Here is a 23,074-nt window from a genome sequence, read left to right as displayed (position 1 = left end):
CCCTTTTTCGCTGTCCCGACGTACTAGACCTTCGCGACCGATACCTTCACGCCGCCCGTGATCTCGGCGGCATCGGCACCGGCGTCACCGAAAGTCAGTGTGGTGGCGAGGATTTCCCCGGCGATCAGGTCCCGGTGGGTCGCGGCCCACTCGGCCCGCTCCGCGGGCACGTCCAGCACCACACTGATCCGGTCGGACACCTCCAGACCCTGCGACTTGCGGGTTTCCTGCAGGTCGCGGATCAGGTCGCGGGCCCAGCCCTCGGCCTCGAGCTCCTCGGTGACCACCGAGTTCAGCACCACCAGGCCGGCATTGCCGGGCAGGGCGGCAGTGAACTCGGGTTCGGCGGCCACCAGACGCTGGGTGTACTCCTCGGGCAGCAGGGTGATCCCGGCGGCGGTGACGACACCGTCGGCGGACTCGCTCCACTCCCCCGCCTTCACGGCCTTGATCACCGTCTGGACCTGCTTGCCGATGCGCGGGCCCGCGGCGCGCGCGTTCACGACCAGCTCGAACCGGCCGTGCGCGGAGACGTCGGTGGTCAGGTCGACCTTCTTGACGTTGACCTCGTCGGCGATCAGCTCGGTGAACGGCGCGAGCCGCTCGGCATCGGCCGCGGCGATGGTGACCTCGGCCAGGGGCAGCCGCACCCGCAGGTTCTGCGCCTTGCGCAGGCTCAGCACCGTCGAGCACACCACCCGCACCTCGTCCATGGCGGCGACGAGTTCGGGATCGTGCGGCAACTCGGTCTCGGTCGGCCAGTCGGTGAGGTGCACTGAACGCTCGCCGGTGAGCCCCCGCCAGATCACCTCGGTGATCAGCGGCAGCAGCGGCGCGGCGAGCCGGGTGACCACTTCCAGCACCGTGTGCAGGGTGTCGACCGCGTCGCGATCCTCGGACCAGAACCGCGAACGCGACCGGCGCACATACCAATTGGTGAGCGCGTCGGCGAACCCACGCAACTCGTCGGCGGCACCGGCGATGTCGTAGGTTTCCAGGGCCTCGGTGACCACGTCGCGGGTGACCGCGAGTTTGGCGAGGATGTAGCGATCGAGCACGTTCGGTGAATCCGTGCGCCACACACCGGGCTTCGAAGCGTAGAGCTGCAGGAAGGTCCACGCGTTCCACAGCGGCCGCATCGCATGGCTCACACCCTCGCGGATGCCACGTTCGGTGACGATGAGATTGCCACCACGCAGGATGGGCGAGCTCATCAGGAACCAGCGCATGGCGTCGGAACCGTCGCGGTCGAAGACCTCGTTGACGTCGGGGTAGTTGCCCTTCGACTTCGACATCTTGAGGCCGTCCTCGCCGAGCACGATGCCGTGCGCGGCCACGGTTTTGAACGACGGCGAGTCGAACAGCGCGGTGGAGAGCACGTGCAGGGTGTAGAACCAGCCGCGCGTCTGCCCGTTGTACTCGACGATGAAATCGCCGGGGAAGTGGCTGTCGAACCACTCCTTGTTCTCGAACGGGTAGTGCACCTGGGCGTAGGGCATCGAGCCCGACTCGAACCAGCAGTCGAGCACCTCGGGGACCCGGCGCATCGTCGAATTCCCGGTCGGGTCATCGGGATTGGGCCGGGTGAGGTCGTCGATGTGCGGGCGGTGCAGGTCGGTGGGGCGCACGCCGAAGTCGGCTTCGAGCTGGTCCAGCGAACCGTAGACGTCCACGCGCGGGTAGGCCGGATCGTCGGAGACCCAGACCGGGATCGGGCTGCCCCAGTAGCGGTTCCGGCTGATGTTCCAGTCGCGCGCACCTTCGAGCCACTTGCCGAACTGTCCGTCGCGGATGTGCTCGGGCACCCAGCTGATCTGCTGGTTCAGCTCCACCATCCGGTCGCGGAACTTGGTGACCGCGACGAACCAGGACGGCACGGCCATATAGATCAGCGGCTGACCGGAGCGCCAGCTGTGCGGGTACGAGTGCTCGATCGTCTCGTGCCGCAACAGCTTTCCGGCGGCCTTGAGATCCTTGATGATCACCGGGTTGGCGTCGAAGACCATCAGACCCTCGTACGGCGGCACCATCGAGGTGAACTTGCCCGCCGGGTCGAGTGGCTGGACGATCTCGATGCCGTTGGCCGTGGCCACGTCCATGTCCTCTTCACCGAAAGCCGGTGCGAGGTGGACGATTCCGGTGCCGGAGTCGGTGGTGACGTAGTCGGCGGTGAGCACGCGGTGCGAGTTCGGGTGGCCGACGAAGAAGTCGAACGGCGGGGCGTAGGACAGGTCGGCCAGCGCCGCGCCGTCGTACTCGCCGAGCACCTCCGGCTCCTCGCCCAGTTCGCGGCTGTAGTGCGACAGACGTTCGGCGGCGAGCAGATAGCGCTTGTCGTCGGCGCCGCGCACGTGCACGTAGCGCACGTCGGGATGCACCGCGATCGCGAGGTTGGACGGGAGGGTCCACGGCGTGGTGGTCCAGATCAGCGCGTTCGCGCCGTCCAGCGCGGCGAAGGGGTGCTCGGCGGGGACGGACAGGCGCATGTCGACGGTGACCGCGGGGTCCTGACGCATCTTGTACGCGTCGTCGAGACGGGTCTCCTGATTCGACAGCGGCGTCTGCTCGTACCAGCTGTAGGGCAGCACGCGGAAGCCCTGGTAGATCAGGCCCTTCTCGTGCAGCGACTTGAACGCCCACATGACCGACTCCATGAAGTCGAGGTCGAGGGTCTTGTAGTCGTTGTCGAAGTCGACCCAGCGGGCCTGACGAGTGACGTAGTCGCGCCACTCACCGGTGTAGCGCAGCACCGACGACTTACAGGCGGCGTTGAACTCGGCCAGCCCCATCTCGTCGATCTGGGCCTTGTCGGTGATGCCGAGCTGCTTCTCGGCTTCGATCTCGGCGGGCAGACCGTGGGTGTCCCAGCCGAAGCGGCGGTCGACCTTCTTGCCGCGCATGGTCTGGAAGCGCGGGATCAGGTCCTTGACGTAGCCGGTCAGCAGGTGCCCGTAGTGCGGCAGACCGTTGGCGAACGGCGGCCCGTCGTAGAAGACGAACTCACCCTCGCCGTCGCGGTTGTCGATGCTGGCGCGGAAGGTGTCGTCGCGGGCCCAGTAGTTGAGCACCTGGGTTTCGAGCTCCGGGAACGTCGCGCCCGACGCCGCGCCGAAATCGACCCGGGGGTATGCGCTACCGGTAGTTGTCTCGTCCGCCATCGCGGATTGCTCCTCGTGCCGCCGCGCCGTGAGCGCGGAATGTGGGCACGGGGACGATGTCGGCGCCGGTGCGCCGTACCGCGGTACCACCCCGTTTGCCTGATCCACTCCCTGCGAAGGGTTCAGGCCTCTCGTTGTGTGAGCTGTGACGGGCTCACCCGTTCGGTTCTACTGAGCGCTGACGCGCCGTTCTTCCGAAGGCTCCCCGGTGATAGCCGGATCAGCGCCATGTGTAGTTCGATTCTAACCGGGTGCGTCCAGTGGATATTCCGCGCCCGCTCAGTTCCGCCGGGCGTGTCGGCCGGGTGAGGCCGGTTCGCTCTCGGGTTTTCGGGTGGCCAGCGCGCTCACGAGCAAACTCGCGGCACCGACTACGCAGATCAGAATGCACCCCCACGCCCACACCACCGAACCGGTGGCGAGCGCTGCGACGAGCAGTCCGAAGCCGATCGCCGCTAGAACAAGCGTCAAGACGAGCATGGTGACTCCCAAGCCAACCGAGCAGCCCGACGATAACTGGGCATTCCCGAATCACGCGACGCGCTGCGTCGCGCGACTCGGGAACCAGTTTACTTGCCGCCCTTGGCGAAGGAAGCCGGAGCCAGACTGTTGGCCGAACCGTTGGTTTCGCCCGCGAACTCGCCGCCGTCGACCGGCACGGCCGACCCACGGTTCTCGAGCTCTTCCAGCTGCGATTCCAGGTAGGACTTCAGGCGCACGCGGTACTCGCGCTCGAAGGTCTTCAGCTGCTCGATGCGGCTTTCCAGCACCGTGCGCTGCTGAGTGATCGTGGCCATGATCTCGGCGTGCTGACGCTCGGCGTCGGCGGTGAGCGCCTCCGCCTTGTCCTTGGCCTGCCGGATCTGGGTGTCGGAGCGGTTCTGCGCGTCGGCCAGCATCGCGTCGGACTTCTGACGCGCGTCGGCGATCATCGCTTCCGAACGGGTGCGGGCGTCGCCGACCAGTCGCTCGGAGTTTGCTCGCGCGTTCGAGAGCAGACCCTCGGCCTCGGTCTTGGCGTCGGTGGTGAGGCGGTCGGCCATCTCCTGTGCCAGGGTGAGCACCTTCGCGGCCTGCATGTTCGCGTCCGGGCCGTTGTTCTGCGCCGGCGCCGCGACGGGCATCGGGGCGGGCGGCGCGACGGGAACCGGCTGCGGAACAGGTTCCGGCGCGGGAGGAGGTGCCTGCTGTACGGGCGCCTTCGCGGCGCTGACCGGGGCGGGACCACGGTTCTTCTTGGCGTCGGCCAGCTCGGTGTCGAGTTCGGCGACCCGCTGACGCAGGTCGGCGTTCTCCTCGATCAGGCGCGAAAGCTCCTGTTCGACGAGATCCAGGAAGGCATCGACCTCGTCCTCGTTGTAGCCGCGCTTACCGATCGGCGGTTTGCTGAACGCGACGTTGTGCACATCGGCAGGAGTCAGCGGCATCGAAGGATCCCTTCACGCGTCTTTTGGAGAACTAGCAAGCGGTCTTCTCGATTCATTGTGTCACACGGAGGTCACGGGCTGACCGAGCCTACCCACGATCGACATCAGGATGAAGACGAGGAAGAGCAGGACCATTATCGAAAGATCGAGACGAATCCCCCCAAGATTCACAGGAGGTATCAACCGCCTCAGCAGTTTCACCGGGGGGTCGGTAACGGTGAAGATCACCTCGAGGACGATCACCACCACACCGGTCGGGCGCCAGTCGCGCGCGAAACTGCGAATGAACTCGACGATCACCCGACTGATGAGCAACAGCCAGAAGATGAAAAGCACGAGGTACAGAACCGCGAACAGGGCCACGGCTTCACTCTGCCGCAAAATCGGCATGGTGCAAAATGGCCGCGCCGCGCAGTGCGCGGGCGGCCATCTCGGTATCCGGTGTGTGTTCTCTATTTCTGGTTGTAGAAGCCGTTTTCGGCGATGCGGCGGCGTTCTTCCGCTGATACGTCGACATCGGCCGGTGAGAGCAGGAACACCTTCGTCGCCACCTTGTCGAACGAACCACGCAGCGCGAAAGCGAGTCCGGCCGCGAAATCGACCAGCCTTTTGGCATCGGCATTGCTCAGGTCGACCAGGTCCATGATGACCGGATTCCCTTCGCGGAACCGTTCACCGATGATCCTGGCCTCGCTGTAATCGCGCGGACGCAGCGTGGTGATCTTGGACAAGGGACCTCCGTCCTCGAAGATCCCAGGACGCCGCGCGGGTGCGGGCTCGGGGCGCAAGCGCTCCTCCAGCCTGCGCTCCTCGGCGTCGGGATCGACCGCGAGCGCACCACGAGTGGAGCCGCGCATACCGGGTGCGACACCGCCTGCCCGGAAGGACCGGCCCGACGACGGCGCCGTTTCGATCCTGGTGGGGCGACGCGGCGTCTCGTAGCGATCGTCGGCGTAGGTGTCGGCGACATAGTCGTCGCGACGCGCCTGATAGGCCGACTTGTACGCCGGCTGCGGGAAGTCGTCGGCCTCGTCCTCGAAACGGTCGGCGCCGTAGCGGTCTTCGGCATAACGGTCGTAGCTGCGCGGACGAACGCGGCCAGCGCGCTCCTCGACGCCGCGAGGGGCATGATCGTCGACGTAGTCGTCTTCGTACTCATCGAGCGGAACCATGCCGAAGTACGCCTTGAACTTATGCAGGGTACTCATCTGGTCGACCTTCCTTCGGCCCCGGTGGCGGCCGGGTGTTGAAGTTCTTGCTCAGCGCCTCTTCAGCCCAATCGTATGTGTCGAATGTGACTGGTGAGGTTTCTTTGCTACGCCGAGGTTATCGGTCGCGCGCCCATCAGGGCGGTTCCGACACGCACGCACGTCGAACCGTGTTCGACCGCAATCTCCAAATCACCCGACATACCTGCAGAAAGTTCGGTGGCTTCGGCGTGTTGCGCGAGCAGCGAAGTGTGCAATGTCGCAAGATTCGCAAACGACACATCACTCGGGGCGTCAAGGGGCGGAATCGCCATCAGACCGGCCAGATGCAGTCCGGGCGCCTTCGCTACCAGGTCGGCCAGGGCGAGCAGATCGGCCGGTGCGACACCCCCGCGTCCGGGATCGGCGTCCAGGCTCACCTGCAGCAGCACTCGCAGCGGCGCGATACGCTCGCCGGCTGCGAGTGCGTCCTGCGCCGCCCGGTCCAGGGCATTTGCCAGACGTTCGCTGTCGACCGAGGCCACGGTGTGCGCCCAGCGCGCGACCGAGCGCGCCTTGTTGCGTTGTAAACGACCGATCATGTGCCATTCGACATCGTCGTAGGCCAGCTGGTCGACCTTCGCCGAGGCTTCCTGCTCGCGCGACTCGCCGAATTCGCGCCGGCCGAGGGCGTACAGGATGGCCACATCGGTGGCGGGGAAGAACTTCGTCACCGGGAGCAGACGGACCGAGCCCGCCGGGCGCCGGGCGGCGTCGACGGCGGCGTCGACGCGCGCGAGCAGCCCGTCGAGGCGGGCCGAGAGCTCCGCGGTGCGGTCCGTCGCGGTTTCGGTCGTCACGCGGCGGGATCCATCCAGATCACGCCGGCGATGCGGCCGGTGGGGGCGCCGCGGCGGTGGCTGAACAGGGTTTTGTCCTCGATGGTGCAGCGGGGGTCTACGGCGATTCCGGCGACACCCGCCTCGGTGAGCTGTCGGCGGATGCCCGCGCGCAGGTCGAGACCGGGAGTCTTGCGAACGGTGGTGGTCGCGCTGCCGGGCAGGTGGGCTTCCACGTCGGCGCGCATCGCGGCGGGGACCTCGTACTGACGACCCGAGGCGGCGGGGCCGAGGAAGGCGCCGATGCGGTCGACGCGGGCACCGACCGACACCATCGCGTCCAGGACGCGCGGCACGATGCCGATCCGGGCGCCGATGCGGCCCGCGTGCACGGCGGCGATGACGCCGGCCTCGTCGTCGGAGAGCAGGATCGGCACGCAGTCGGCGGTGAGCACCACCAGCGCCAGTCCCGGCACGGTCGTGACCAGCGCGTCGGTCACCGGCACCGGTTCGGCGCGCGGCCCGTCGACGATCTCGACAGTGCGCCCGTGGACCTGCTCCATCCACACCAGCCGGTCGGGAGTGAGGCCGATGCCCTCGGCCAGCCGAATCCTGTTACGGCGCACAGCTTCCGGATCGTCACCGACGTGGTCACCCAGGTTGAACGAGTCGTAGGGCGCGGCGGAGAAGCCACCGGCGCGGGTGGTGGTCACCCGGCGAACGGTCACGGTAGGAGGTGCGGAAGTCATGTGTTCGAGCGTAGTGCGGTCACCGGGTCGGGCGGTCATCGCGCGCAGTGACGTCGGTCAAGCCCGAAACGACTGGGCCGACAGGTGCTCGACCTCACCGAACGGACCGGCGCCGTCGACCGCCACGGCGATCACCGCGCGCCCGGTCACCCGGCGGACTCCGCGACGTCGAGCTCACCCAGCTTGCGCGCGATGCCCGCGCGGCCGGCCAGTCCCAGTTTGCGCAACACTCGGCTGAGATGGTCCTCGACGGTGCGGGGGCTGAGGCAGAGGTGCTCGGCGATGGCCTTGTTGGTGTGGCCGTTGGCGGCCAGCTCGGCGACTTCGCGTTCGCGCCGGGTCAGCGCGGCCGGGGGACCGACACGCTGGGCGCCTGCGAGACGACGTTGTTCGGTGGTCACCTCGTCGAGCAGACGGGTGGCACCGGTGGCGAGGAAGACCGCGCGTGCCGAGGCGAATCGACTGGTCGCGCGACCGAAATCACCACATCTGCCCGCGATGACACCGGCGATCAACTCGGCCTGTGCCCGGTTCACCACCATTCCGGCACGCGCGAACGCCGCGACCGCTGCCTCGGCAGCCGCTGCCGCGACGGCCACCTCGCCCGTGGCCGCGGCGTACTCGGCCCGCGCCAGCGCGGCCGCACCCACCTGACTGCCGAGGTCGCCGCCCGGGGTGATCAGCACGGTCGCGACGGAATGCTCGCCGAGGTGGACGGCGTGACTCGTCGCCGCGGCGGCCGCTTCGGCACGAGCGACCAGGTCGGCGGCGGCGGCGAGGTCGCCGGTGGCTATCGCGGCGCGGGCGGCCCGGGACAGGTGTGTCGGCGTGAGCGGGCCGGGTCGGCCGATCTGGGGTGGGGGTGCGCAGGCGGGCAGGTCCAGGGTTCGGCCGACTTCGGTGAGGGTTGTCTCCACCACCTGGCGCCACCAGCGCACGGTGGGACGTGTTAGCGCGGAAACGGTGTACCACTGGGTGGTTACCGCCGCCGGCGGGGCTGTCAGTTGGAGAGTGCGCAGTTTCAGCGCGCCTGCGAAGGAGACCAGGTCGGGATAGCCGAAGGTGGTCGCCGCGTCGGTGGCTTCATCGGCGGCGGCGATGGCGTCGTGGAGACGGCCGAGTTTGGCCAGCGAGTAGGCGCGAACCGTGTGGAGTTCGGCGAGAGCGTAGGTGCGGCCGAAGCGGCGGCTCACCGCGATCGCACGGTCCAGGTGGTGCAGGCCGTCGGCGTCGCGGTCGAGGAAGTAGGCGCACCAGCCGAACGCGGGGGCGGCGTGGACCACTTCACGCAGGACTGTGTCGGTGAGCAGGCCGAACGCTCGACCACAGGGGTCGTAGAGCTGGGCGGCCTCGGCGATGCGCGCGTCGGCCAGGAGACCGAGACAGCGCAGGGCTGTCGCGGCGGCGCGAACGGCCGGGTCGTCGATGGCGTCGGAGTCGAACAACGCGGTGAGGCGGGCCTGGCCTTCGGAGTCCTGGCGATCCTGCATTTCCAGGATCGCGAGTTCCAGTTGCACGGGTCCGTCGCCGGGGCGGCGAGGCAGCGTCGCACCGTGCGCCAGCAGCGTGCGCGCCTGGTCGACGCGACCGAGCATGCGCGCGCAACGGGCTGACAGCAGCAGCGCCTCCAGCTGGTGCCGACCCGCGGTGGCGGCAGCCGGTTCGAGGGTCTCCACCGCCCGCGCGGCCGCGCCGGACAGCAATTGCGCCCGGCCCAGTGCCAGGGCGGCGGCGAGTGGGTCGTCGGTCGCGGGCGCGATCCGCGCGGCGGCCGAAAGCCAGCGGGCGCTCGCCGCCGGGGCGTCGGCGAGCACCTGTGCGGCGGCCAGTCGCAGTTCCGCGCCCGCGATCTCGTCGGCACCGAGGAGTGTGTGCTCGAGATGACGCGCGCGCGAGGGCATCGACGCGCCACGTGCGCGCAGTGCGAGCGCGGCCCTGCGGTGCGCCAGCGCTCGCCAGCCGTGGCCGGACAGCCGGTAGGCGGCCGTGCGAATCAGCGGATGCGCGAACGTCACCGCGCCGTCGCCGATGCTGACCACTCCGCGCCGAACCAGCCCGTCCACCGCCGCGACCACCGCGCCCTCCGCGAGATCGGCTGTCGAGCACAATAATTCGAGGTCAGGGGGAAGTCCACACACCGCGATGGCCTGCGCTACCAGCCGCTCGGTGTCCGGAAGCTGGGCCAGTTCGGCGCGGATCGTCCGGTCCAGCGCCGCGAAATCGTTCGACGCGGGGTCGGGTTCCTCCCCCTGCAATGCCCGATCCAGTTCGCGGTCGGGCAGATCGGCGAGCAGCGTCAGGTACAGCGGGTTGCCCTGGGACGCGGCGAACAATCTGGCCCGCCGACCCGGGTCCTCCCCCGGCAGCAACCCGTCGACATCGGCCTCGGTGAACGGTGGAACCCGCACGTGCACCGTCCGCACCTGCGGCGCGCGCACCGATCGGGCGATCGACGGTGGGCAACCGCCGTCGCGGAAGCAGAGCAGCAGGCGGAATCCTCGCGCGGGGCGGTTCCGGATCAGAAAGGCGAGCAGCCGCACCGATTCCAGGTCTGCCCACTGCGCGTCGTCGACGACGAGCAGGGTCTCGACCGCGCCGAGCGCACGCCGCACGTGGCGAACCAGGTCGGCCGGGTCGCGTGAATCCGGCATCACTCCCGAGGTCTTGGGTGCCGCTGCGGACGCATCACCCGCGCCCTCACCCAGCTGCTCGACGATGTCATCGGCGAGATAGTGCGGCTGCGACTGGGCGTCCTCGGCGCTGGTGACCACCAGGACCCGGCAGCGGGCCGCGCCGACGAACTCGGCGATCAAGCGGGACTTGCCGATTCCGGCCGGTCCGTCGACCAGCAGCAACCAGGGCGCGTCCGGACCGGTGAAAGTCGTGGTCAGCGCGGCGAGTTCGGCGGCACGGCCGACGAATGCGCGTTCGAACATGACACTCCGTACCTCACTGGCGAGATCGGCCGTGGACGGCCGGATCAGAGCATAACGGTGCCACCGCGGCGAAATTACCGTGGTTTCCCGGATGCTCGCCGACGCCGGGTGAGGTTGGGTGATCGGGGCCTACACCGCCGAAGGGTCCGCGGTGAGGTTCTGCAGAAAGAAGGTTCGCATGACGTTCACCGGCAAGGGAATGGTTTCGCGGTTCTCGCTCGCACTGCTGGCGGTCGCGGCACTCGGTGCCGCGAGTTGCTCGGCCGTGGACAAGGTCACCGAGGTCGCCAAGGACGCGAGCAAGTCCGACACCGCCCGCTCGAAGGTCGGTGAGTGCATCAACGTGATCTCGGCGTCGGTGATCGACTCCAAGACCGAGCCGGTCCCGTGCTCGGCCGAGAACGCCGTCTACCAGGTCGTGCAGGTCCACGACAAGAAGGTCGAGTGCCACGAGGACTACACCTCCTACGAGGAGACCTTCGGCAGCGGCGGCACGGTCGCGTTCCTCTGTCTGGCCCCGAACTTCAAGGAGGGCAGCTGCTACAACGAGGGCATGATGACCGGCTACAAGTTCGTGCCGTGCACCGCGTCCGACGCCAGCTTCAAGGTCGTCACCCGCGTCGACGGTCAGGTCGACGAGCAGCTGTGCGGCGAGGATGCCGACCAGGTGCTCGTGGTCAATGATCCGAAGATCACTTACTGCCTCGGCAGCGCCAAGGGCTGATCCCCGCCCAGCACGCGAAAGCGCCCGAACTCGACAGGAGTTCGGGCGCTTTTCGTGTCTGCGAATGCTTATCGACGCATGAAGTCCGGGACGTTGATCTCGTCGTCGTCGTCGCCTTCGCGCACTTCCGGGTTGTTGACCTGGTTCATCGCGCGCTCGGTGACCCGCTGACGCTCCGACTCCCGGTACCGCTCGGTATCGCGGTAGTTCGGCGCGGCGGCCCGGCCACCGGACACCCCGGCCGTGGCGGGCTCGGTGGGACGCGACGGCGCCTCCGACGGACGTCCCTGGCCGATCTCGCCCGCGCGGCCGGAACCGATCGGGTTCACCCCGGTCCGGCTGGTCGTGACCGCGCTGGGCTCCGAACTCCGCCGAGACGGGCCGCCACCGTCGAATCCCGCGGCGATGACGGTGACTCGCACCTCGTCGCCGAGCGAATCGTCGATGACCGTACCGAAGATGATGTTGGCCTCGATGTGGGCCGCCTCCTGCACCAGCGAGGCCGCCTCGTTGATCTCGAACAGCCCGAGGTCGGAACCGCCCGCGATCGAGAGCAGCACGCCGTGCGCGCCGTCCATGGAGGCTTCGAGCAGCGGCGAGTTGATCGCCGTCTCGGCCGCCTTCACCGAACGACCCTCGCCCCGCGCCGAGCCGATGCCCATGAGTGCCGATCCGGCACCCGACATCACGCTCTTGACGTCGGCGAAGTCGACGTTGATCAGGCCCGGGGTGGTGATCAGGTCGGTAATACCCTGAACACCGTTGAGTAGCACCTCATCCGCGGAGCGGAAGGCGTCCATCAGACTCACCGCGGCGTCGCCCAGCTGCAGCAGCCGGTCGTTCGGAATGACGATAAGGGTGTCGCACGACTCGCGAAGCAGGTTGATCCCCACCTCGGCCTGGTTCCCGCGCCGTTTTCCTTCGAAGGAGAACGGCCGGGTGACGACCCCTATAGTCAGGGCGCCCAACTTGCGGGCGATGCTGGCGACGACGGGGGCGCCACCGGTACCGGTGCCACCACCCTCGCCCGCCGTGACGAAGACCATGTCGGCGCCCTTGAGCACCTCTTCGATCTCGTCCTTGTGGTCCTCTGCGGCCTTGCGGCCGACTTCCGGATCGGCTCCGGCACCGAGGCCTCGGGTGAGCTCACGACCGACATCGAGTTTGACGTCGGCATCGCTCATCAGCAGGGCTTGCGCGTCGGTATTGACCGCGATGAACTCGACTCCCTTGAGTCCCTGTTCGATCATTCGGTTGACGGCGTTCACGCCGCCGCCGCCGATACCGACGACCTTGATCACTGCAAGGTAGTTGTGCGGGGGCGTCATGGGCTCTCGCCTTCCTTCGATCTTAAACCCTCAACCTCAACCATAGGGTTGGCGTTATGTCAAGTATCCGACTGCTGCGGAACGCTATTCGCAGCCACTGCGATCCCGGCGCAGGCGCGCCGAGATGAGAGCCAGAATCTTGTGCCACAAAGAATGTCGCTCACTTTACCGTGACCAGATTCGGACTCGAAACGTCGAACACGGTCCCCTCACGGGTCAGTAGTGGCAACACGACAGCAGCTTTGCGCTCACCGTCGCCCGTGCCGCCCCACACTACCTTCCTGCCATCGCGAAGGCTCAGCGAGACGTCCGAAATCGACCGTGCGACAACCTCGCCCACCTGCACCGACAAGGCGGGTGGCAGGGTGACCAGCACATCCACCGCGGCCCTGGCCGCCGCGGGCCCGGTGAACGAGCCCTCGGTGAGCAGTTTCGGGACTCCGATGGGTGGTTCGGGCTCGATCGCGAATTCGACGCTCTCGGCGTCGACCAGATGGGCGCCGTCCGGCGCGTCGAAGTACACCACCGGAGTTCGCTCCACGACGGTGACCAGCACTGTCGAGGGGAATTTACGCTGCACCCGGACCGAACGTACCTTCGGGATCGCGGCGACGCGCTGGGCGATCGCGGTGGTATCGATCCGTAACATCGAACGCCCGTCCGGAATTTCGAGCCGACCACGCACGTCGGCCTCCGGTACCGCCGACAGCCCGTCGACGCGCACCGTGCGCACCGACAACGCCGGTGTGAACCAGGCCAGCACCACCAGCAGGCTCACCACGACCACCCCGACCACCGTCCAGAGACGGTAGCCGTGCCACCCGCGCGCGGCGGGCATCGGCAATCTCACCGGCCGCCCTGCTGCGGCCTGGCCCGCAGGCCGTCGAGGATCTGGCTGCCTAGCATCGTCACATCGCCCGCGCCCATGGTGATCACGACGTCACCGTCGCCCGCCAGCGCGGCGACTTGCTTGCCGACCTTGGACATATCCGGCTGGTAGTGCACGGGTGTGGTCACCGACTGGGCGACCAGCGCGCCGTTGACGCCGGGCAACGGGTCTTCCCTCGCGCCGTAGACGTCGAGAACGACCACCTCGTCGGCCAGGCTCAACGCGGTGCCGAACTCCGTGGCGAAAGTGGCGGTGCGGCTGTACAGATGCGGCTGGAACACCACGATCACCCGGCCACGCTGCAGGCGAGCGCCGTCCCGCGCTTCCTGGGCGACCAGTTGCGCGGCGGCCTCCAGCACCGCCCGGACCTCGGTGGGGTGATGGGCGTAATCGTCGAAGACGCGCACCCCGTTCTCCCGGCCGGTGAACTGGAACCGGCGATGCACGCCGCCGAATCCCTCCAGACCCTGCACGATCTCGTCGATGTCGGCGCCGGTGGCACGGGCGGCGAGCAGCGCGGCCAGCGCGTTGAGGGCCATGTGCCTGCCGGGCACCGACAGGCGCAACGACCGCGGGATGGTCTCGCCGTCGAGCTGGAACTCCACGATGCCGCCGACATCGCGCGGCTGCCAGTCGAGCAGCCGCGCGCCGACGGGCACGGGCGCGTCATCGAGATCGCCCGATCCGTAACCGAGGACCTCGATCCCGCGTTCGGCCATGCGCGGTGCGACGCGCTGGGCCAAGGCGAGCGAACCGGGATCGTCGAGACACACCACCAGCAGGCCGCCGGGGGCCAGCCGATCGGCGAAGTCGTCAAAGACCTGGATGTAGGCCTCGTCGGTGCCGAAGTAGTCCAGATGGTCGGATTCGATATTGGTGACCACCGCGACGCCCGGGTCGTATTGCAGCAGTGAGCCGTCGGACTCGTCGGCCTCGGCGACGAAGATGTCACCGCTGCCGTGGTGGGCGTTGGTGCCCGCCTCGTTGAGCTCACCACCGACCGCGAACGACGGGTCGGCGCCGCAGTGCTGCAACGTGACGATCAGCATCGAGGTGGTCGAGGTCTTGCCGTGGGTGCCCGAGACCAGCAGGGTCCTGTGCCCGCGCATCAGCGCGGCGAGCACGGTAGGGCGCATCAGCACGGGGATGTCGCGCCGATTCGCCTCGACCAGTTCGGGGTTGGTCTTCGGAATGGCGGCGTAGGTGGTGACCACGACCGTCGGGCCGCCGGGCAGCAGGTCGAGCGCGTCGGCGGCGTGCCCGATGCGCACCTCGGCGCCACGGGCCCGCAGCGACAGCACGCCACGGCTCTCGCGGGCATCGGAGCCGGACACCTTGCCACCGCGCGAGAGCAGGATGCGCGCGATACCGGACATGCCCGCACCGCCGATGCCGACCATGTGCACGCGTTCGAGTTCGGGTGGCAGGGCCGCGCCCGCGGACTCCCCGATCTGCTGGTCCGGCTCGCTCATCGGGCGACCTCGGTGACGATCCTGGCCACCGTGTCGGCAGCGTCGCGATGGCCTGCGCCTGCGGCGGCGCGGCTCATCTGCGCGAGTCGAGCGGGGTCGAGCAGCAGCGGAATCACCTCATCGATCACGTATTTCGGGGTCAGCTCGGCGTCGGCCACAATTGTGCCACCACCTTGCGCGACCACTGGTCGGGCGTTGAATTCCTGTTCACCGTTGCCGTGCGGCAGCGGCACGTAGAAGGCGGGCAGGCCGACGGCCGACACCTCGGCCACGGTCATCGCACCGGATCGGCACACCACCGCGTCGGCGGCGGCGTAGGCCAGGTCCATCCGCGACAGGTAGGGCACCGCCACATAGGGGGCGGGCGCGTCGGCGGTGCTCACCTCGACGCTGTTCTTGGGGCCGTGCGCGTGCAGCACCGAGACGCCCGCGGCCGCGAGTTGCGGTGCGGCGCCGGAGACGGCCTCGTTGAGGCTGCGCGCGCCCTGCGAACCACCGAACACCAGCAGCACCGGCCCCTCGGCGGGCAGGCCGAAGTGCGCGCGAGCTTCGGCGCGCAACGCGGCACGGTCGAGTCCGGTGATGGACGCACGCACCGGAATGCCGACGACCTGCGCGCCCGCCAGCCCCGAATCCGGAACAGCGGCGAGAACTTTCGCGGCGAGTTTCGCGCCGACCTTGTTGGCGACGCCGGCCTTCGCGTTGGCCTCGTGCACGATCACCGGTACCTTGCGCTTGCGACCGAACAGCCCGCCGCGCGCGGCGAGATACGCGGGCAGCGCGACGTAGCCGCCGAACCCGATGATCACGTCGGCCTGCACGTCGTCGATCACCGCCCTGGTGGCCTTGACCGAGGCGAGTACCCGGCCGGGCAGCCGCAGCAGGTCGGCGGAGGGCTTGCGCGGCAACGGCACCGGCGGGATCAGCTCCAGGGGGTACCCGCGTTCGGGCACCAGTTTCGTCTCGAGTCCACGCTCGGTACCCAAGGCGGTCACCCGGATCGAGTCGTCGAGTCTGCGCAGCGCGTCGGCGACAGCCAGCGCGGGTTCGATGTGGCCTGCGGTTCCTCCGCCTGCGACGATCACCGACAACCCGGATCGCGGGTTACTCACCTGGATCTACCTCGTTCTCTCTGTATCGAATTCGATCTCGCGAAAGCCGGCGTGGTCATGCTCCGCCACCTCCGCCGGTCCGCCGTTTCACCGGGCGGTGTGGCATCGGGTAGGTCGGCTCCCACGCTCTTGTCGACCGTAGCGAACTCGTGCCGCGGCTTTCCGGCACCCGTCGCCTGCGGTCGGCGGGCGGCTGGCGGCGAGGGGCCTGACGTGGTCGTTCGGTTCGGGCGCGCGGCGCCACTTTGCGCGGCGCCGGCGGGGTGTACAGCTCGGGCACCGGTAGTCGGAGCAGCCTGCTGAGCCTGCCGTCCTGGCCTGCCTTCAACGCCGACACCGCTTCGGGTTCGTGCCGGGCGGCGCTGGCGATGATGCCGAACATGAACAGCGTGATCGCCAGCGACGAACCACCGGCCGAGACGAGCGGCAACTGCAATCCGGTCACCGGCAGCAGCCCGACGACATAGCCGATGTTGATCAGTGCCTGCGCGGTGATCCAGGTGGTGGCGGTAGCGGTGAGCAGGCGCAGGAACGGGTCGACCGAGCGCAGTGCGATGCGGATACCCGCGTAGACGAACAGGGCGAGCAGCGCCAAGACCAGCATGCAGCCCAGGAAGCCGAGTTCCTCGCCGATGATGGCGAAGATGAAGTCGTTGTGCGAGTTGGGCAGGTAGCTCCACTTCGCGCGGCTCTGCCCGAGGCCGCGGCCCCAGATACCGCCGTCGGCGAGGGAATACTTGGCTTGACGCGCCTGGTAGTTGACCCCCTGCGGATCGTCACCGGGATTGAAGAACGCACGCACACGGTCGGAGCGGTACCCGGCCGACAGTGCCAGCACGGAAGCGGCGACCAGACCGGTCACCATGATCCCGACGAACAGTCGCGCCGGCAGCCCGCCGAACCACAGCAGCGCCATCAGCACGATGCCGAGGGCGATGGTGGTCGACAGGTTCGGCTCGAGCACCACCAGCAGGCACACCAGCAGACCCGCGGGCACCAGCGGCACCAGGATGTCCTTGAGCTGGGCGCCTCGGCGCGAGGCGAGCAGGTGCGCACCCCACACGATCAGGGTCACCTTGACGACTTCGGAGGGCTGGATCGACAGCGGGCCGATGTCGAACCAGCGGCGCGCGCCGCCGTGGATCGCGCCGATGCCCGGGATGAGCACCAGCACCAACGCGAGCACCGAGATGCTGAAGATCGGGAACGACCACTGGCGCAAGAACCGCAGCGGCAACCGCAACGCCACATAGAAGGCGATGGCACCGAGCCCGGCGAACATGGCCTGCTGGATGAACAACGCGTAGGCCGAACCACCACCGGCGTAGGCCTCGACGCTCGACGCCGACAGCACCATGACCAGACCCAGCACGGTGAGCAGGGTCGCGATGGTGACGATCAGATGGAACGACGCGAGCGGCCGGGCCAACCACGCACCGAAGCGCTCCCCCGCCCAATTCGGCTGCCCCGAACTCTTGCGGCGAGTACTCGCGCCCGCCTGACCCTTACCGACCCGGCTGTCGTCCACGCTGCCCCGGCTCTTAACCACGCTGCCCCCTCTTGGGCGGTGACTGCTCGGCCGGGCGCGCCTTCGTCACAGCGCCCGCCCGATGTCACCATCTTCCAGTGCCGTCACCGCATCCACGAAACAGCGTCCGCGATGGGTGTAGTCGTCGTACATGTCGAGGGAAGCGGCCGCGGGCGCGAGCAGGACAGTGTCTCCGGCGCGAGCCAGACCCGCCGCGGCGCGCACCGCGCGGCCCATGACCGCCTCGGCTCGCTGCGATCTCGACGACTCCATGTCTGCATCGTCTCCCGCATCCAGCTCGATGACCGGGACTTCGGGTGCGTGTCGCGTCATCGCGGCGGCGATCACCGGCGCGTCGGCCCCGAACAGCACCGCGCCGACCAGCCGGTCACCGATCTCTTCGATCAGATCGTCGACACTTGCGCCCTTGAGCAGACCGCCCGCCACCCAGACCACCTGCGGGTGCGCCATGATCGCGGCGCGCGCGGCGTGCGGGTTGGTGGCCTTGGAGTCGTCGATGAACTCCACACCGCCGAGTTCGCGCACGAACGCGGTGCGATGCGGGCCCACCTTGTGTTCGGCGAGGCCTTCCTTGACGAACTGCGGGGCCACGTCGATGGCCCGGGTCAGCGCGGACGCGGCCAGCGCGTCGGCGATGCCCGCGGGTCCCGGCGGGCTGATGTCGCTGGTCTCGGCGAGGATCGCGGCCTTGGTGAAGGCGCGGTCGAGGAGTTTGCCGTCGACCACACCCAGCTCACCGTCGGCGGGGACACCGATCCGGAAGCCGACGGTGCGCCGCGCCTTGGCCTTGCGGGCCAGTGCGCCCGCGACCGGGTCGTCGAGGCCGACGACACCGACGCGACCGGTCAGCGCGCGGGCCTTCGCCGCGGCGTAGGCATCGAGACCGCCGTGCCAGTCCAGGTGATCCTCGGCGACATTGAGCACGACGCCTGCCTCGGGTCGCACCGACGGCGCCCAGTGCAGCTGGAACGAGGACAGCTCGACGGCGAGAACCTGCGGGCCGGGGTTGCGGCGCAGTGCGTCCAGGATCGGCAGGCCGATATTGCCGCAGGCCACGCTGGAGATGCCGGCGGCGCGCAGGATCGAATGCGTCATCTGGGTGGTGGTGGTCTTGCCGTTGGTGCCGGTGATCACCAGCCATTTGCGGACCGGCCCGTAGATGCGGGCCTGATCGACCCACCAGGCGAATTCGACGTCGCCCCAGACGGGCACGCCCTCGGTGACCGCCGAGACCAGCACCGGCGAATCCGGTCGCCAGCCCGGGCTGGTGATCACGAGCGCGAACCGGCTCAGGTCGGCGCTTTCGAGTTCGACGCTGGTGGCGATCTCGAGGCCGAGTTCGGCGGCCTCGGCGAGCGCCTTCGCGCCGTTGTCGGTGACCACGGGGTGGGCGCCGATATCGCGCAGCGGTTCGATCAGCGAGCGCCCGGAGACGCCCCAACCGGCGACGAGAACGTCGCGGCCACGCAGGAATTCGAGCATCGGGCCCGGGGAACGCAGGGCGCGGGGCGAGTGTTCGACCATGTCTCTACTCACCCGACCTGTGACAGATATTCGCTGTAGAACAGGCCGAGGCCCACTGCGGCGGAGATGCCCGCCAAAATCCAGAACCGGATGATCACCGTGGTTTCGGCCCACTTACTCAACTCGAAGTGATGGTGGAACGGCGCCATCTTGAACAACCGATTGCGCGTGGTGCGGTACACCGCCACCTGCAGCATGACCGATGCCGCCTCGGCGACGAACAGCGCGCCGATCACGGCCATCAGCAGCTCGGTGCGGGTGGTGATCGACAGACCGGCGATCAGGCCGCCGAGGGCCAGCGAACCGGTGTCGCCCATGAAGATTCGCGCGGGCGCGGCGTTCCACCACAGGAATCCGATACACGCGGCGGCCGCGGCGGCGCAGACCAAGGCCAGGTCAAGCGGGTCGCGCACGTTGTAGCACCCGGCTTCGGGACTGGTGGAGCAGGAGTTGCGGTACTGCCAGAAGGTGATGATCACGTACGCGCCGAGCAGCAGGCTCATCGAACCGGCCGCGAGACCGTCGAGGCCGTCGGTCAGGTTGACCGCGTTGGACCAGGCCACGACCAGGAACAGCACCCAGACGACAAAGATGATCGCGCCCATCGACACCGTGTTCCAGTCGCGCACGTACGACAGGTGCTTGCTGGCGGGGCTGAGCCCGTCGGTGCTGCGGAACTGCAGGGCCAGCACCGCGAAGATGACCGCCGCGGCGGTCTGCCCGATGTACTTGCCCGCGGCCGAGAGCCCGAGGTTGCGCTGCTTGCGCAGCTTGATGAAGTCGTCGAGGAAACCGACGACGCCGAGCGCGGTGGTGAGCCCGAGCACGAGCAGACCCGACGCCGTCGGACCCTCCGCGTCGTAGCCGATGCCGATCAGGTGCGAGCCGAGATAGCCCGCCCACATACCGATCAGGATCGCGACACCGCCCATGGTCGGGGTGCCGCGCTTGGCCTGGTGACTGGCCGGGCCGTCGACCCGGATCTCCTGGCCGAAGCCCTGTCTGGCGAACACCCGAACCAGCAACGGCGTCAGCAGGATCGACACCGCCAGTGCGATCCCCGCCGCGAACAGAATTTGCCTCATCGAGCTGTATTACCTTCCGCTGCCCCGGTCAGGTGCTCGGCGACGGCCCACAGGCCCACCGCCTTCGACGCCTTGACCAGTACCACATCGCCTGCGGCGATCTCGTCGTCGAGCAGCGCGATCGCCGCGTCGATATCGGGAACGAGGATCGATTCCTCGCCCCATGAGCCTTCCATCACCGCTCCCTGGTGCATGCCGTGGGAGGGTCGTCCGGTGCCGACCACGATCAACCGGTCGACGTCGAGGCGCACGGCCAGGCGTCCGATCGCGTCGTGTTCGATCACCGAGGTGTCGCCGAGTTCGCCCATTTCGCCGAGCACGGCCCAGCTGCGCCGGGGCTCGTCAGCCGATTTCGCCAGAGTGACCAGCGCTTTGAGCGCCGCGCGCACCGAGTCGGGGTTGGCGTTGTAGGAGTCGTTGATGACAGTGACGCCCGCGGGGGTGGTCGTCACGTCCATCCGGCGGACCGAGGCCGCGGTGGCGCCGGACAGCGCCTGGGCGACGGTCGCCAGGTCGGCGCCGCATTCGAGGGCGACGGCCGCGGCGGCCAGGGCGTTGCCGACCTGGTGTTCGCCGTGCACAGCGAGTCGCACCGGGATCGATTCGCCGCCCACGTGCAGGGTGAAGTGGGCGCGGGCCTGGTCGTCGGTGATCACGTCGGTGGCGCGGATGTCCGCGTCGCCGGACAGGCCGACCTTCACCACGCGTGCCTTGGTGCGCGACGCCATGGCCGAGACATTGGGGTCGTCGGCGTTGAGCACCGCCAGCCCCTCGGCGGGCAGCGCCTCGACGAGCTCGCCCTTGGCTTGCGCGATCGCCTCGCGGCTCCCGAATTCGCCGAGGTGGGCGGTGCCGACATTGAGCACGACACCGATCCGCGGCGGTGCGATACGGGCCGCGGCGGCGATGTGGCCGACACCCCGAGCCGACAGTTCGAGCGCGAGAAACTTGGTGTCCAGACCGGCGCGCAGGGCCGTCCACGGGTGGCCGAGTTCGCTGTTGAACGAGCCCGGCGGGGCGATGACCGGACCCAGCGGCGCCAGCACGGCGGCCAGCAGATCCTTGGTCGAGGTCTTGCCGGAGGACCCGGTGACGCCGACAACGGTGAGACCGGTGCGCTCGGCCAGCTTCTCGGTGCTGACCCGCGCCAGCTCGGCCAGCGCGGCCAGCACGGCCGCGCCGGAGCCGACGCTGTCATCGTGGCTGAGCGCCACCGACGTCCCCGGAACTGCGCCGAGCTCGGGTGCCACGACAATGGCGGGCACGCCGACCGGGCGGGCAGCCAGTACCGCGACCGCCCCGGCGGCGACCGCCTTCGCGGCGTAGTCGTGTCCGTCGGAGTTGGCGCCGGGTAGGGCGAGGAACAGATCGCCGGAACCGATTCGGCGCGAATCGAATTCGACCGAACCGGTCACCAGTGCCTGGGGGTCGGGTACGTCGTGCAGCTCGCCGCCGACGACGTCCGCGATCTCCCGCAGTGTCATCTCGATCATGAAACTGTCAAGTCCTCCGAGTCCGTGTGCGGACTGTGTCGTATCCGCAGAGCATCCAGCGCCGCCGCGACCACCTCGCGGTCGTCGAAGGGATGCTTGACGCCCTTGATCTCCTGGCCCGCCTCGTGGCCCTTGCCCGCGACGAGCACCACATCGCCCGCACGCGCCCAGGCGATGGCCGCGGCGATGGCCGCCGCGCGGTCACCGATCTCGCGGATCTCGCCGCGTTCGGTGGCCGGGAGTTCGTGCGCGCCGGCCACCACGGCGGACCTGATGGCCGCCGGGTCCTCGGTGCGTGGGTTGTCGTCGGTGACGATCACCAGGTCGGCGCGGGCTGCCGCGGCGCCCATGAGCGGGCGTTTGGCCACGTCACGGTCGCCACCGGCGCCGAGCACGACAGCCAGCCGACCCGTACCCGCTTCGACGAGGTGGCCGCGCAGAGTGGTGACCACCGACTCGATGGCGGCGGGCTTGTGCGCGTAGTCGACGACGGCGAGGAAGTCCTGGCCGCGCTCGACGCGCTGCATCCGGCCCGGCACGTCCACGACGGCCAGCGCCGGAGCCGCGATCGCCGGATCGACGCCTGCCGCAGCGCAAGTGGCGACGGCCAGCAGCGCGTTGGCGACGTTGTAGCGCCCGGGCAGGCGCAGGCGCACCGCCAGTTCGCCGTCGGGTCCGGCGGCGGTGAATTCCTGCTCGCCACCGGTGGTCTTGATGTCGCCGCTGACCTGCCAGGTCGCCGCGCCGGTGGTCGACACGGTGACCGGTTCGACCAGATCACCGGCCAGGCGGGTGCCCCATTCGTCGTCGACGCAGATCACCGCGGTGCGCGCGGCAACCGGCGAATCCGCGTCGAACAGCCGACGTTTCGCGGCGAAGTAGTCCTCGAAGTCCTTGTGAAAGTCGAGATGGTCCTGCGACAGGTTGGTGAACGCGCCGACCGCGAACCGCACGCCGTCGACCCGGCCCAGCGCGAGGGCGTGGCTCGACACCTCCATCACGACCGCGTCGACACCCTGCTCGACCATCGCGGCGAACATCGCGTGCAGCTGCGGCGCCTCGGGTGTGGTGAGCGCACTCGGCACCCGCTGCCCGCCGATCCGCGTTTCGATGGTGCCGATCAGCCCGGTGGACAGTCCGGCCGCGGCCAGACCGGCTTCCACCAGATACGAGGTGGTGGTCTTACCCGAGGTGCCGGTGATGCCGACGATGCGCAGCCGATCGCTGGGGTGGCCGTAGATCTCGGCGGAGAGTTCGCCGAGTACCGCGCGGGGCTGCTCGCGCACCAGCACGGGCACCGCGACGTCACCGATCAGCTCGGCGCCCGCGGCATCGGTGAACACGGCGACCGCGCCGTTCGCGATCGCGTCGGCGGCGAATCGGGCGCCGTGCGAGTTCGCGCCGGGCAGCGCGGCGAACAGGTCTCCGGCGCGCACCGCGTTGGATCGTTGCTCGATGCCGGTGACCGTCACCTCGGCGGACACCGGGGCAACCGACGTGGCCCCGGTGAGGTCCGCCACGGCCTGCAGCGACGTCGACAGCGGAGTGGTTGGCCGGAGCGCGTGCGGGCTGGACTGCGCGGGCACAAGGCTCCTCTCTGAG

The 23,074-nt window shown here is 68.8% G+C and carries 18 protein-coding genes; 1 reads left to right on the top strand and 17 read right to left on the bottom strand.

Features of this window, described 5'->3' with window-relative positions; genetic code table 11:
* Nucleotides 1–23: 23 nt before the first annotated feature.
* The 8 genes from ileS to ACWFRF_RS23280 all read right to left on the bottom strand — a co-directional run bounded on the left by ileS (nt 24) and on the right by ACWFRF_RS23280 (nt 10,296).
* Nucleotides 24–3,158: an isoleucine--tRNA ligase gene (gene ileS, locus ACWFRF_RS23315; RefSeq protein ID WP_452452212.1), complete on the bottom strand. Its 3,135-nt coding sequence runs from the start codon at nt 3,156–3,158 to the stop codon at nt 24–26.
* A 279-nt stretch (nt 3,159–3,437) separates the two neighbouring features.
* Nucleotides 3,438–3,638, bottom strand: coding sequence for a hypothetical protein (locus ACWFRF_RS23310; RefSeq protein ID WP_378636709.1), 201 nt, complete (start codon nt 3,636–3,638; stop codon nt 3,438–3,440).
* 89 nt (nt 3,639–3,727) lie between these two features.
* Nucleotides 3,728–4,585, bottom strand: a complete 858-nt coding sequence (gene wag31 / locus ACWFRF_RS23305; protein ID WP_378992599.1) for a DivIVA-like cell division protein Wag31 — start codon at nt 4,583–4,585, stop codon at nt 3,728–3,730.
* Nucleotides 4,586–4,645: 60 nt separating this feature from the next.
* Nucleotides 4,646–4,948, bottom strand: a complete 303-nt coding sequence (locus ACWFRF_RS23300) for a YggT family protein (protein ID WP_056816435.1) — start codon at nt 4,946–4,948, stop codon at nt 4,646–4,648.
* Nucleotides 4,949–5,037: 89 nt separating this feature from the next.
* Nucleotides 5,038–5,793: a cell division protein SepF gene (locus ACWFRF_RS23295; RefSeq protein WP_378636706.1), complete on the bottom strand. Its 756-nt coding sequence runs from the start codon at nt 5,791–5,793 to the stop codon at nt 5,038–5,040.
* Nucleotides 5,794–5,900: 107 nt separating this feature from the next.
* Nucleotides 5,901–6,632: a YggS family pyridoxal phosphate-dependent enzyme gene (locus ACWFRF_RS23290; RefSeq protein WP_379315101.1), complete on the bottom strand. Its 732-nt coding sequence runs from the start codon at nt 6,630–6,632 to the stop codon at nt 5,901–5,903.
* Nucleotides 6,629–7,360: a peptidoglycan editing factor PgeF gene (gene pgeF / locus ACWFRF_RS23285; RefSeq protein WP_378992596.1), complete on the bottom strand. Its 732-nt coding sequence runs from the start codon at nt 7,358–7,360 to the stop codon at nt 6,629–6,631. The genes ACWFRF_RS23290 and pgeF overlap by 4 nt, the downstream gene beginning before the upstream one ends.
* 146 nt (nt 7,361–7,506) lie before the next feature.
* Nucleotides 7,507–10,296, bottom strand: coding sequence for an AAA family ATPase (locus tag ACWFRF_RS23280; RefSeq protein WP_452452209.1), 2,790 nt, complete (start codon nt 10,294–10,296; stop codon nt 7,507–7,509).
* 178 nt (nt 10,297–10,474) lie between these two features.
* Between ACWFRF_RS23280 and ACWFRF_RS23275 the strand changes: the two genes are divergently transcribed.
* Nucleotides 10,475–11,020 (top strand): LppU/SCO3897 family protein, encoded by a 546-nt coding sequence (locus ACWFRF_RS23275; protein ID WP_378636696.1) that lies wholly within the window; start codon nt 10,475–10,477, stop codon nt 11,018–11,020.
* Between the two features lie 68 nt (nt 11,021–11,088).
* On the opposite strand, the gene ftsZ is transcribed toward ACWFRF_RS23275, so the two are convergent.
* From ftsZ to ACWFRF_RS23230, 9 genes are all read right to left on the bottom strand, one after another.
* Nucleotides 11,089–12,348 carry a cell division protein FtsZ gene (gene ftsZ / locus ACWFRF_RS23270; RefSeq protein ID WP_378992594.1) on the bottom strand — a complete coding sequence of 420 codons (1,260 nt, stop codon included), beginning with the start codon at nt 12,346–12,348 and terminating at the stop codon, nt 11,089–11,091.
* A 160-nt stretch (nt 12,349–12,508) separates the two neighbouring features.
* The gene (locus tag ACWFRF_RS23265; RefSeq protein ID WP_378636838.1) at nt 12,509–13,186 is read right to left on the bottom strand and encodes a cell division protein FtsQ/DivIB; all 678 of its coding nucleotides are present in this window, start codon (nt 13,184–13,186) and stop codon (nt 12,509–12,511) included.
* A gap of 8 nt (nt 13,187–13,194) precedes the next feature.
* The gene (gene murC / locus ACWFRF_RS23260; RefSeq protein ID WP_452452206.1) at nt 13,195–14,709 is read right to left on the bottom strand and encodes a UDP-N-acetylmuramate--L-alanine ligase; all 1,515 of its coding nucleotides are present in this window, start codon (nt 14,707–14,709) and stop codon (nt 13,195–13,197) included.
* Nucleotides 14,706–15,821 (bottom strand): undecaprenyldiphospho-muramoylpentapeptide beta-N-acetylglucosaminyltransferase, encoded by a 1,116-nt coding sequence (murG, locus tag ACWFRF_RS23255; protein WP_387447608.1) that lies wholly within the window; start codon nt 15,819–15,821, stop codon nt 14,706–14,708. Before murG ends, murC begins: the two co-directional genes overlap by 4 nt.
* 55 nt (nt 15,822–15,876) lie before the next feature.
* The gene (gene ftsW / locus ACWFRF_RS23250) at nt 15,877–17,370 is read right to left on the bottom strand and encodes a putative lipid II flippase FtsW (RefSeq protein ID WP_452452204.1); all 1,494 of its coding nucleotides are present in this window, start codon (nt 17,368–17,370) and stop codon (nt 15,877–15,879) included.
* A 45-nt stretch (nt 17,371–17,415) separates the two neighbouring features.
* On the bottom strand, nt 17,416–18,852 hold the full coding sequence (gene murD / locus ACWFRF_RS23245) for a UDP-N-acetylmuramoyl-L-alanine--D-glutamate ligase (RefSeq protein WP_378636836.1): 1,437 nt from the start codon (nt 18,850–18,852) through the stop codon (nt 17,416–17,418).
* 50 nt (nt 18,853–18,902) lie between these two features.
* Nucleotides 18,903–19,979 carry a phospho-N-acetylmuramoyl-pentapeptide-transferase gene (gene mraY, locus ACWFRF_RS23240; protein WP_101463569.1) on the bottom strand — a complete coding sequence of 359 codons (1,077 nt, stop codon included), beginning with the start codon at nt 19,977–19,979 and terminating at the stop codon, nt 18,903–18,905.
* A complete protein-coding gene (locus ACWFRF_RS23235) occupies nt 19,976–21,472 on the bottom strand; it encodes a UDP-N-acetylmuramoyl-tripeptide--D-alanyl-D-alanine ligase (protein ID WP_378992589.1) in 1,497 nt (498 codons plus the stop codon). The genes mraY and ACWFRF_RS23235 overlap by 4 nt, the downstream gene beginning before the upstream one ends.
* Nucleotides 21,469–23,058 (bottom strand): UDP-N-acetylmuramoyl-L-alanyl-D-glutamate--2,6-diaminopimelate ligase, encoded by a 1,590-nt coding sequence (locus ACWFRF_RS23230; RefSeq protein ID WP_452452201.1) that lies wholly within the window; start codon nt 23,056–23,058, stop codon nt 21,469–21,471. The genes ACWFRF_RS23235 and ACWFRF_RS23230 overlap by 4 nt, the downstream gene beginning before the upstream one ends.
* Nucleotides 23,059–23,074 lie beyond the last annotated feature (16 nt).

Source organism: Nocardia sp. NPDC055165 (assembly GCF_053606985.1).
Note: the sequence above shows the minus strand (reverse complement) of the source record. Positions and strands in the feature narration are given on the sequence as shown.

Excerpts from the sequence above, each read along its gene's own strand:
- mraY (WP_101463569.1), bottom strand. The coding sequence starts at position 19,979 with ATGAGGCAAATTCTGTTCGCGGCGGGGATCGCACTGGCGGTGTCGATC.
- ACWFRF_RS23235 (WP_378992589.1), bottom strand. The coding sequence starts at position 21,472 with ATGATCGAGATGACACTGCGGGAGATCGCGGACGTCGTCGGCGGCGAG.
- ACWFRF_RS23265 (WP_378636838.1), bottom strand. The coding sequence starts at position 13,186 with ATGCCCGCCGCGCGCGGGTGGCACGGCTACCGTCTCTGGACGGTGGTC.
- pgeF (WP_378992596.1), bottom strand. The coding sequence starts at position 7,360 with ATGACTTCCGCACCTCCTACCGTGACCGTTCGCCGGGTGACCACCACC.
- murC (WP_452452206.1), bottom strand. The coding sequence starts at position 14,709 with ATGAGCGAGCCGGACCAGCAGATCGGGGAGTCCGCGGGCGCGGCCCTG.
- ileS (WP_452452212.1), bottom strand. The coding sequence starts at position 3,158 with ATGGCGGACGAGACAACTACCGGTAGCGCATACCCCCGGGTCGATTTC.
- ACWFRF_RS23295 (WP_378636706.1), bottom strand. The coding sequence starts at position 5,793 with ATGAGTACCCTGCATAAGTTCAAGGCGTACTTCGGCATGGTTCCGCTC.
- ACWFRF_RS23310 (WP_378636709.1), bottom strand. The coding sequence starts at position 3,638 with ATGCTCGTCTTGACGCTTGTTCTAGCGGCGATCGGCTTCGGACTGCTC.
- ftsZ (WP_378992594.1), bottom strand. The coding sequence starts at position 12,348 with ATGACGCCCCCGCACAACTACCTTGCAGTGATCAAGGTCGTCGGTATC.
- ACWFRF_RS23275 (WP_378636696.1), top strand. The coding sequence starts at position 10,475 with ATGACGTTCACCGGCAAGGGAATGGTTTCGCGGTTCTCGCTCGCACTG.
- ACWFRF_RS23280 (WP_452452209.1), bottom strand. The coding sequence starts at position 10,296 with ATGTTCGAACGCGCATTCGTCGGCCGTGCCGCCGAACTCGCCGCGCTG.
- murD (WP_378636836.1), bottom strand. The coding sequence starts at position 18,852 with ATGCTCGAATTCCTGCGTGGCCGCGACGTTCTCGTCGCCGGTTGGGGC.
- wag31 (WP_378992599.1), bottom strand. The coding sequence starts at position 4,585 with ATGCCGCTGACTCCTGCCGATGTGCACAACGTCGCGTTCAGCAAACCG.